General features: G+C 59.5%; 10 protein-coding genes. 2 read left to right on the top strand and 8 right to left on the bottom strand.

Annotation, left to right across the window (positions count from 1 at the left end; all coding sequences use genetic code 11):
- Positions 1–160: 160 nt before the first annotated feature.
- The 5 genes from ACM6I0_RS14785 to ACM6I0_RS14765 form a co-directional block, all read right to left on the bottom strand.
- Entirely contained in the window at positions 161–733 is a 573-nt protein-coding gene (locus ACM6I0_RS14785) for a chorismate mutase (RefSeq protein ID WP_414922671.1), read from the bottom strand.
- 38 nt (positions 734–771) lie between these two features.
- Entirely contained in the window at positions 772–1,272 is a 501-nt protein-coding gene (locus ACM6I0_RS14780; RefSeq protein WP_414922670.1) for a PaaI family thioesterase, read from the bottom strand.
- Positions 1,273–1,375: 103 nt separating this feature from the next.
- A complete protein-coding gene (locus tag ACM6I0_RS14775) occupies positions 1,376–2,068 on the bottom strand; it encodes an RES family NAD+ phosphorylase (RefSeq protein ID WP_285436803.1) in 693 nt (230 codons plus the stop codon).
- Positions 2,062–2,466, bottom strand: coding sequence for an antitoxin Xre-like helix-turn-helix domain-containing protein (locus ACM6I0_RS14770; RefSeq protein ID WP_285436802.1), 405 nt, complete (start codon positions 2,464–2,466; stop codon positions 2,062–2,064). Before ACM6I0_RS14770 ends, ACM6I0_RS14775 begins: the two co-directional genes overlap by 7 nt.
- Before the next feature lie 167 nt (positions 2,467–2,633).
- Positions 2,634–3,560 carry a universal stress protein gene (locus tag ACM6I0_RS14765; protein ID WP_285436801.1) on the bottom strand — a complete coding sequence of 309 codons (927 nt, stop codon included), beginning with the start codon at positions 3,558–3,560 and terminating at the stop codon, positions 2,634–2,636.
- Positions 3,561–3,853: 293 nt separating this feature from the next.
- Between ACM6I0_RS14765 and ACM6I0_RS14760 the strand changes: the two genes are divergently transcribed.
- Positions 3,854–4,777 (top strand): universal stress protein, encoded by a 924-nt coding sequence (locus ACM6I0_RS14760; RefSeq protein ID WP_414922669.1) that lies wholly within the window; start codon positions 3,854–3,856, stop codon positions 4,775–4,777.
- 53 nt (positions 4,778–4,830) lie between these two features.
- On the opposite strand, the gene ACM6I0_RS14755 is transcribed toward ACM6I0_RS14760, so the two are convergent.
- Entirely contained in the window at positions 4,831–5,394 is a 564-nt protein-coding gene (locus ACM6I0_RS14755) for a GNAT family N-acetyltransferase (RefSeq protein ID WP_285436799.1), read from the bottom strand.
- Positions 5,395–5,616: 222 nt separating this feature from the next.
- Between ACM6I0_RS14755 and ACM6I0_RS14750 the strand changes: the two genes are divergently transcribed.
- Positions 5,617–6,528, top strand: a complete 912-nt coding sequence (locus tag ACM6I0_RS14750; protein WP_285436798.1) for a universal stress protein — start codon at positions 5,617–5,619, stop codon at positions 6,526–6,528.
- Here ACM6I0_RS14750 and ACM6I0_RS14745 read toward each other — a convergent pair.
- Together ACM6I0_RS14745 and fnr are read right to left on the bottom strand one after the other, a co-directional pair.
- Positions 6,518–7,501 (bottom strand): zinc-dependent alcohol dehydrogenase family protein, encoded by a 984-nt coding sequence (locus ACM6I0_RS14745; protein ID WP_414922668.1) that lies wholly within the window; start codon positions 7,499–7,501, stop codon positions 6,518–6,520. The two genes, ACM6I0_RS14750 and ACM6I0_RS14745, sit on opposite strands and share 11 nt — an antisense overlap.
- 25 nt (positions 7,502–7,526) lie before the next feature.
- The gene (gene fnr, locus ACM6I0_RS14740) at positions 7,527–8,270 is read right to left on the bottom strand and encodes a fumarate/nitrate reduction transcriptional regulator Fnr (protein WP_285436808.1); all 744 of its coding nucleotides are present in this window, start codon (positions 8,268–8,270) and stop codon (positions 7,527–7,529) included.
- Positions 8,271–8,484: the final 214 nt, after the last annotated feature.

Raw genomic sequence — 8,484 nt, 5'->3', positions numbered from 1 at the left:
GAGCGGAACCAACAGCCGCCGTTACCGCAGCAACGGATATGCACCCAACCCCAACCCCAACCCCAACACAGTGAACAACATCAGGCGGATAAGGCCACGCTTGTTCTTGGTCCAAGCTGCAAACCTATCCCTTCAGCCAACGCCCTGTTCGATCAAAAGCTCACTGACTCGCGACACACAACTCGCCGGTGGCACGAATCAGGGCCTGCCCGTGCAATTGATCCTTGATCAAGCGGGCTCGCGCCTTACTCAACCAACTCGGGCAATTCGGATCCTTGCGATAGGCGGCAAAGTCAGCGTATTGCTGCAACAGACGGTTTTGCAACTCATCAAGCTGAGGCCGGATCTCCCCGGCGAGGTCAGGCCGTGGGGTGTCCGGCGCCTTGCCGGCCGCTTGCCATTGAGCGATCAGCCCGTACTGCACCAGTTTGCTGGCCTCTATCTGCGCGGAGATCAGCTCCGCGACTTCATCCGGGTCGAGTTGACGGTCAACGGCCATTTTCCTGGCATTGGCGATCACTTGCGCTTCCCGGGCACTGTCCTGAATCGGCTTGCCACTGTCCCACTTGGTCAGCGCCACGAGATCGCCGATGTTCAAGCGCTCGTTCATCGTGACCAGCAGCAGCTGCAAACTGTCGGGTGCAGAGGAGGGCGTGCTGGCCTGTGTGCTGCACGCGAATAAACCGAGCAGGGCGCAGGTCAGCAGTTGCGGTAAATGTGGGAAGCGGGGCATGGACAACCTCTTGGGCTCACGATTCACAATCAAGGGATTTATTCAGGCGTTACGCGCGCACTGTCTGCCAATTGCGCGGCGTCTACGCGAACAAAAACCGAGTCGCCAATGGCCGTCAGCACGTCCCCGGCGTAGACCTCGCAAATGACCCGACTTTTGCGTCCGACTTCGCCTTCCACTTTTGCACGCAAGGTCAGTGGTACACCCATCGGTGTCGGTTTGATGAACTTGATGCCAAGGTTACCGGTGACGCAATTGATGCGCGGAAGGCTTGCCGTGTCGCGGTGTTCCATCCGGTAGTGATAGGCCATCGCCGTCCAGTTTGAATGGCAATCCACCAGCATCGCGATCAACCCGCCGTACACCAGGTCGGGCCAGCCGCAATACATGGCGTCGGGCGTGTGTTCGGCCATGACGTGGATGCCGTCTTCATGCCAGAAGCTCTTGATGTGCAGCCCGTGCGGATTGCTGCTGCCGCAGCCATAACACACGCCTTCAGGCGCTGCGGTGTCTTGCAGGGAAGTGTCGAGTCCGGACATGCCTTTGATTCTCCTTGATGGTGTGAACCCAATCTGGCGGATATTAACGCGGCAGGCAGGTTTTGGTCATTGCGGTAATGGCGTCCCGTTGATCTTGCCGTGCTCAGGCTTCGCTGATCTTGCTGACGCTGGTGATCTGGCCGTTCCAGACCATCTCGTAGTGCGCTGCCTGAATGATCGATAAGACCGGTTTCGGTGTCATCAGCGCCCAGCAGTGACTGCCTTGCATTCTCACGGACCGGTAGCGCAGGCCGGGCACGCCGGATTCTTTGATTGAGCGACCGAGCCGACGGGAATGGGTGTAATCGTCAGGCGCGTACACAGGATCGGTCAGCGCAATGAGCGCAGCGTCTTTCATGTCTGTGTCGACAAAGCTGCAGGACAGTCCGCGAAAAACGAAGCGCTCATAGTTGAGACTCGGCACATTCGACCAATACAGGCTTTGGTGATGACGGACTTCGGCCAGTGCCGTTTCCAGGGTGTCGGCCAGGTACAACACCCCGAAGCTGCCATCGCTGAACCGTGAACCGGCCGGGTTGACGTGGGTGAACGGCGCGGTGGCATAGGAGCAGCCAGGGATGCCGAACGGGATCTGATCGCGCGCGATCCACTCAAGATGGCCCACTTCATTTTTCAACCTGGGGTTGGTCAATGCCTGAATCTGATACAGGACTTCAAATGCTTCCGCATCCGCCACATCGTCGAACAACGCCACGGGTGGATATTTGGAATTGACCAGTCGGTAGGCCTGTAAGCGCTCGCCGGCACACGCTGCCAGTTGATTGATTTCTACCATTGCGCGCCACGCAGCACGTCAATGCGCCGGAAGGTTTCATACAAGGAAATCATGTCGCCTTGCGCCATGATCTCGAGCGGGCTGCGTCCGTTGAAGAACTCGTTGTGATTGGCCATCGACGGGAACCCGTAGACGTTTTCCGGGTTATCGAAAACCAGGCGCAATGCGGCATGGATGTTGAGTACAAAACTGATGCGCTGCATCTGGTCCGCGTCCAGGGACACTGTCCATTGCACATCGCGCTGCCGGGCGCGGGTGTAGGTGCTACGCGAAATGCGCAGGATGCGACAGGCCTGATCACTGGAGGCGCGCCATTTGTCGAGTATGCCGACCGCCGCACGCAGACCCGTGACGCACTGGGCCTTGGTGAGTGTTTGTGCCTGGAGGGGGACTGCCATGTTCGATGCCTCATAGTGAATCCTTAGATCCAAAAATATCTATATTGAATCTGTAGAGCAATGCTGGATCGACCAATGGACAGGGAAGGTGGCTTTATCCGAATGGAGAAATTAAAAAAAGGGCTGCCATTCATACGGCAGCCCTTGTTGATTTGCGCCACGTTGTATCAATCGGCGAGTTCTTGCGGCGAGACCACCCAAACGCTGCAAGGCATTTTATAGAGCAGGTGTTCGACCGTGCTGCCAATCAAGCGGCCCAAGCCACGGTGGCCAACCCGTCCCATGACGATCACGTCGACGTTGTAGGCATCGGCATAACTGGCCAGGACCTTGGCCGGGTTGCCCATGACCATGTGGCGCTGCTCCGGTGGAATGCCGTTGCGCTCGGCCAGTTCGTTGAAGGCTTCGCCCTGGGCGTCGAACAAGGTCTTGGCGGTTTTCGAGGAGAAGAATCTGGTGGCGTCGTCGAAGCCGAATTCATCGGCGCCGATCGACGACAGGTCGTAGGCATAAACCACGTCGAGCTGGGCGTTGCATGCCGTCGCCAGCTTCACCGCTTCATGCAGGATGCGGTCGTTGAAGTCTTCGTACTGAGCGTCGCGATGAAACGGGTCGACCGCCGCGACAATCCTGCGCGGCAATGCGTGCTGCATATGACTGACAAAATGCAGCGGCACCGGGCATTCGCGCAGCAGGTGAATGTCCAGGGGAGTAAACATCATGCGCGAAAACACCGTTTCATGTTCCAGCGCCTTGATCAGCAGGGCCATTGGCTGCTCTTTGAGATGTATCAGGATTTCCTTCAAGGGCTTTTCGACCCAGACCACTTCGGTGGTGACGGTCACACCGATTTTGCGCAACGGCCGTGCCTGGTCTTCCAGCCATTGGCGATGGCGCTCGAGGTAACCGAGGCGCATCTGCTCCAGCGCCTGCTCATTGACCAGGCCGGCTGTCGCCAGGCCTTCCAGGTAATCGAAGGCCACGATGTGCAACGCGGCGTCTTCTGCCTTGGCCAGTGCGGCGGCGCGGTCGAACGCGGGGCTGTTTTCCATCAGGGGTGAGACGACCAGCATGAAACGTGATTGCTCGGACATGACAATGCTCCCTTGGCGCACAGAAACTGGCCGAAAATGGCCGCGAGGGTTGGATGGCGCGTGTACCTGATAACAAGATTGGCGCCGCTATTGCCGTCGCCGCTTGATCTTTGTCAATCCGGAGTAGCGTGCCGGGGGACGGCACGACGCGTGGTTGTCAGAGGGGGTTTGAGGTATCCGCGCTTCATGAAAAAGGGACGGCGAAACTGATAAAGATCAACTGGTCCGGGGCTGGGAGCGTGCATTCTGAAACGCTACTGACCCCAGCCGATGATCGCCTGTCGAGGTGCCCCATGTCGCAGATTCAACGCTTACTGTTAATTGCTCCCTCAGCCATGACCCGCACGCCAGCGTTCGACCGGGCCGCCGCGTTGGCGCACGCGATGCAGATGCCGTTGCACATTGTGGCGTTCGATTATTTGCAGGCACTGGCGGTAGCTGGCCTGTTCGCCCCCGAGCAAATAAATCTGGCGCGTGAAGGGTACTTGCACACCCATCGGCAATGGCTCACCGAACAAGCCGGGCTGCTCAGCCGGCACGGGGTCGAGGTCACCAGTGAGGTGGTCTGGGTGCAGCATCCTTATGAGGAAATCCTGCGCTTCGTCAACGAGATGTCGCTGGCGCTGATCATCAAGGACGCCCAGGAAGAGTCGGCGCTGAAACGGGTGTTCTTCACGCCGCTGGACTGGCAATTGCTGCGCGATTGTCCGGTGCCGGTGCACTTGGTGACCAATGCCCTCAATCCCAAGCCACGCAACGTCCTGGCCATCGTCGATGTGTTGCGCAGCGAAGACCAGGATCGGATATTCAACGATCAGATTGTCGACGCGGCCGCCAAGCTGGCCGCCCTGTGTGATGCGGGACTGGAACTGCTGCATGTGTATGACTGGGCGGCGGTGTATGCCCAGGACATGGGCTTTGGCGCACTGCCGCTGGCCACCGGTATTTATGAAGCGTTGGGAACGGCGCAGCACGACGCCTTTGCGTCCCTCGCCGAACGTCATGGTGTGCCTCCAGCGTCCCGGCACTTCATCGAAGGCTCACCGCTGAACAGTATTTGTGACTTTGCCGCCGAGCATCACACGGATGTCATTGTCATGGGCACGGTGCAGCACAACAAATTGAACATTCTGTTGGGCACCACGGCAGAGCAACTGCTGCACCGCGCGCCCTGCAGTGTGCTGGCCATCAAGCCGGGCAAGACGCTGCAATCCTGAAGACTGGATCGCCCCGCGATGAACCGTTGGCCGGAACATCGCGGGGCGATTTTTTACAGGTAAAGACGGTGAATGACCTGATGGCTGTCGTTAGGGTCATTGCTTGTCTGGAAACCGAGCGCTTTGGCCAGGTCACGCATCGGCGCATTGCTGGCGGCATCCACCGAGTACAACTGGGTAAAGCCATTTTTGCGTGCAGCCTTGATCAGATGCTCCATCAGCAACGTTCCCAGGCCCAGGTGCATCCACTCATCGGCGACCGTCACCGCGCATTCACATTCTTTCTCGGTCGTGGCGGCATAGCGGCTGACACCGATCTCGATCAGTTGGCCATTTTCATGGGCCAGCGCGACGTAGGCCATCCGCTGTTTGTTGTCGGTGTCCATCAACTGATTGAGCATCGCGGCACCGGGCTCGTTGATCTGGGCGAGAAAGCGCATATGCCGAGACTCGGGGGACAGCCGTTTGATGAAGGCGTATTCACGGTCGCGGTCTTTTTCCGTCAGCGGTCGTATCAGCACATGACGACCGTCCTTGAGCGATTCGATCCAGTGTTGTCCGGTGACTGAGGCGTAAGCGGCGGCGGCCCGGTCATTGTGGTCTTTCACAGTCAGCATGGGGTGATCCTCCATCCGGTTTGAAAGGTGCGCGGTGGTGAACCGTACAGTTCACTCCTTTCTACGCCGATGGCCGGGCTTGAATCTGATCTGGATCAGAGAGTCGTGACGCAGGACGTTCATTTGCCGGTATTTGATGTAAATCAACCTGGCAGAGGGGGCAACACGTGCACGCTTGGAGCCTGGCGGTCCACAACGACCGTCGTCGAGCCGAGGTGTGTGATGGGTCAGTATCAACGTTTGTTGCTGGTCGCCGACCAAACCCTGCATCAGTCCCCAGCCATGCTGCGGGCCGTGGCTCTGGCCAAGGCAAGCGGTGCCGTGCTGGCCGTGCGGGCCTTTGTCGAACCGGCACCGGTCGTGCATTTGTGGGAAGAAAAAATCGACGACGCACGGTATCAGGGGTATTTGCGCCGTTACCGTCGCTGGGCCGCCGATGAGCTCGACCGACTCAACGATCTGGGGCTGGACGTGACGGTCGACGTGGTGTTTACCACGCATCCGCTGCTGGATATTTTGAAAACGGTCGAAGACCTCAAGCCCGACATGCTGATCAAGGACGTCACCCTGGAGCCGCTGCTGAAACGGGTGTTCATCACACCGCTCGATTGCCATTTGCTGCGCGAATGCCCGGTCCCGGTGCACCTGGTCAACCAGACCCGTTACGGCTTGCCGCACCGCGTCGTGGCGGCGGTGGACCCGTTCGATCCTTCCACCCAGATCAACGGTTTGAATGACACCATCATTCAGACCGCCAACGCCTTGGCCTTGCAATGCGATGCCCCGCTGCACCTGCTTTACGCTTATGACTTGTCACCAGCCTTCAATGGCGACGCGCCGCTGGCCGGTGGAGGCTGGACCGTGGACTTCATCGAGGAACTGCGCGAGTCCTTGCACCTGGCGTTTGTCACGTTGGCCGATCGCTACGGCATACCGCCGGAGCGTCGGCATTTCATCATGGGGTTGCCAGTGCCCGTGATCCACGAGTTTGTCGAACAATACGTGGCGGATGTCGTGGTGATGGGCACGGTGCACCGGGTGGGGATCGACCGGTTCATTGGCAGTAACACCGAACGGGCCCTTTATTCGGTGCCGGGCAGCATCCTTGCCGTCAGGTCCCCGGTCAGGGGATGAGCACGATGGCGCCCTTGAACTGGCCGGCTCGCAGGTACGCCAAGGCCTGATTGGCCTCGGCCAGGGCAAAACAGGTGACGTCACAGTGCACGGGCGTGTGCTCCAATTCCTGGAAAAACGTGGTGCCGTCTTCACGGGTCAGGTTGGCCACCGAACGGACGCTGCGCTCGCCCCATAGCAGCCGGTAGGGAAACGCGGGAATGTCGCTCATATGGATGCCGGCGCAAATCACGCAGCCGCCCTTGACGGTGACCGCCAGTGCCAGCGGCACCAGCGCGCCGACGGGGGCAAAAATCAGGCTGGCATCGAGCAGGTGCGGTGGTGGCTGGTCCGAAGGCCCGGCCCACTCGGCGCCCAGTGAGCGGGCATAGGCCTGGCCCTCGCTGTCATCCGGGCGGGTGAAGGCATACACCTTCTGCCCCCGGCCTCGCGCCACCTGAATCGCCAGATGCGCCGCCGCGCCGAACCCGTAGAGACCCAGATGGCGGGTGCCCTTGGCCATTTGCAACGCCCGAAAACCGATCAGCCCGGCACACAGCAGCGGTGCTGCCTGAACGTCCGAGAGCCCCTCGGGAATCGGGAAACAGAAGCGCCGGTCGGCAACCGTGTACTCGGCATAACCGCCGTCCAGATGACAACCGGTGAACTGTGCATGATCACAAAGGTTTTCCCGGCCCGAGGTGCAAAACACACATTCACCGCAAGTCCAGCCCAGCCACGGAACGCCCACCCGCCGACCGATCCAGTCGGGCGCGACATCGGCTCCGACCGCTGTGACTACTCCAACGATTTCATGCCCCGGCACTCGCGGCAGTACCGCCTGAGGCAGCTCGCCGTCGACCAGGTGCAGGTCGGTGCGGCACACGCCACAGGCCAGGACTTTGATCAGCAGTTGCTGGGGACCGGGTGTCGGCACAGGCCGTTCTTGCTGTTGCAGTGGATGGCCGGCCCTGTGCAATACCATGGCGCGCATGATGATTCTCCGGCGTCAGAGGGGGTTAGCTTTGGTGGCGATGACAACCGGCGACCAGCTGCTTGAGGCCATCCATGTTCTGGATTTTGACGTCGCGGCCCGATATCTCCGCAAGTCCCTGATCCCGCAGGTGCGCGATGCCCCGGCAGATGGTTTCCAGTCGCAGGCCCAAGTAGGAGCCGATTTCCTCGCGGCGCATTTTCAGGACAAAATCCCGGGATGAATACCCGCGCTGGTTCAGCCGTTGCGACAGGTTCAGCAGAAACGCGGCCAGGCGCTCATCGGAGTTCATGTTGCCCAGCATCATCAGCATGTCGTGATCGCGGACGATTTCGCGGCTTAATATTTTGTTCAGGTTGTGCTGCAGCGAGGGCAGCTCATGGGCCAGTTTTTCCAGGTGAGCGAAGTGGATAGGGCAGACTTCGCTGTCTTCCAGCGCGTAGGCATCGCAGGTGTGCCGTTCAGTGCTGATGGCGTCCAGGCCGAGCATTTCGCCGGGCATCTGGAAGCCGGTGACCTGCTCTCGACCATCGAGCGAAAGCACGCAGGTCTTGAACGAGCCGATACGCACGGCGTACAGCGATCGCAACGGATCGCCTGCGCGATAGAGGGCGGCGCCTTTTTTGACTTTGACGCGTTGCACGATCAGCGTATCGAGCTGCTCGATTTCCGGGCCGGAGAGGCCTAGCGGCAGGCACAGTTCCAACACGCTGCAGTTGGAGCAGGCGGCCTTGAGATGATGGTCTCGATACGAACGAGCGTCAGGCATGTTCATATAGCCCTCGGGGTCAGCTTATAAAGCATAGTTACCTGTGCGTCCCAGGTAAGGCTAATTGTTCCTGTGGACAAGGTATTAGACGAATGGATCCATGCCCGTCAAACGTCGAACCCCAGCGCCCGAAGGTCCGCGCACCTGTCCATCACCGCTTGGACACTTGAGGTAAATCAAGTCTTTCCCGGTGCCAGACTCGCAGAATCAACCC

This window comes from Pseudomonas sp. IT-P294 (assembly GCF_949767865.1).
In the GTDB taxonomy this organism is placed as follows: domain Bacteria; phylum Pseudomonadota; class Gammaproteobacteria; order Pseudomonadales; family Pseudomonadaceae; genus Aquipseudomonas.
Note: the sequence above shows the minus strand (reverse complement) of the source record. Positions and strands in the feature narration are given on the sequence as shown.

Coding starts and splice junctions, on each gene's coding strand:
- ACM6I0_RS14785 (WP_414922671.1), bottom strand. CDS start 733: ATGCCCCGCTTCCCACATTTACCGCAACTGCTGACCTGCGCCCTGCTC.
- ACM6I0_RS14780 (WP_414922670.1), bottom strand. CDS start 1,272: ATGTCCGGACTCGACACTTCCCTGCAAGACACCGCAGCGCCTGAAGGC.
- ACM6I0_RS14775 (WP_285436803.1), bottom strand. CDS start 2,068: ATGGTAGAAATCAATCAACTGGCAGCGTGTGCCGGCGAGCGCTTACAG.
- ACM6I0_RS14770 (WP_285436802.1), bottom strand. CDS start 2,466: ATGGCAGTCCCCCTCCAGGCACAAACACTCACCAAGGCCCAGTGCGTC.
- ACM6I0_RS14765 (WP_285436801.1), bottom strand. CDS start 3,560: ATGTCCGAGCAATCACGTTTCATGCTGGTCGTCTCACCCCTGATGGAA.
- ACM6I0_RS14760 (WP_414922669.1), top strand. CDS start 3,854: ATGTCGCAGATTCAACGCTTACTGTTAATTGCTCCCTCAGCCATGACC.
- ACM6I0_RS14755 (WP_285436799.1), bottom strand. CDS start 5,394: ATGCTGACTGTGAAAGACCACAATGACCGGGCCGCCGCCGCTTACGCC.
- ACM6I0_RS14750 (WP_285436798.1), top strand. CDS start 5,617: ATGGGTCAGTATCAACGTTTGTTGCTGGTCGCCGACCAAACCCTGCAT.
- ACM6I0_RS14745 (WP_414922668.1), bottom strand. CDS start 7,501: ATGCGCGCCATGGTATTGCACAGGGCCGGCCATCCACTGCAACAGCAA.
- fnr (WP_285436808.1), bottom strand. CDS start 8,270: ATGCCTGACGCTCGTTCGTATCGAGACCATCATCTCAAGGCCGCCTGC.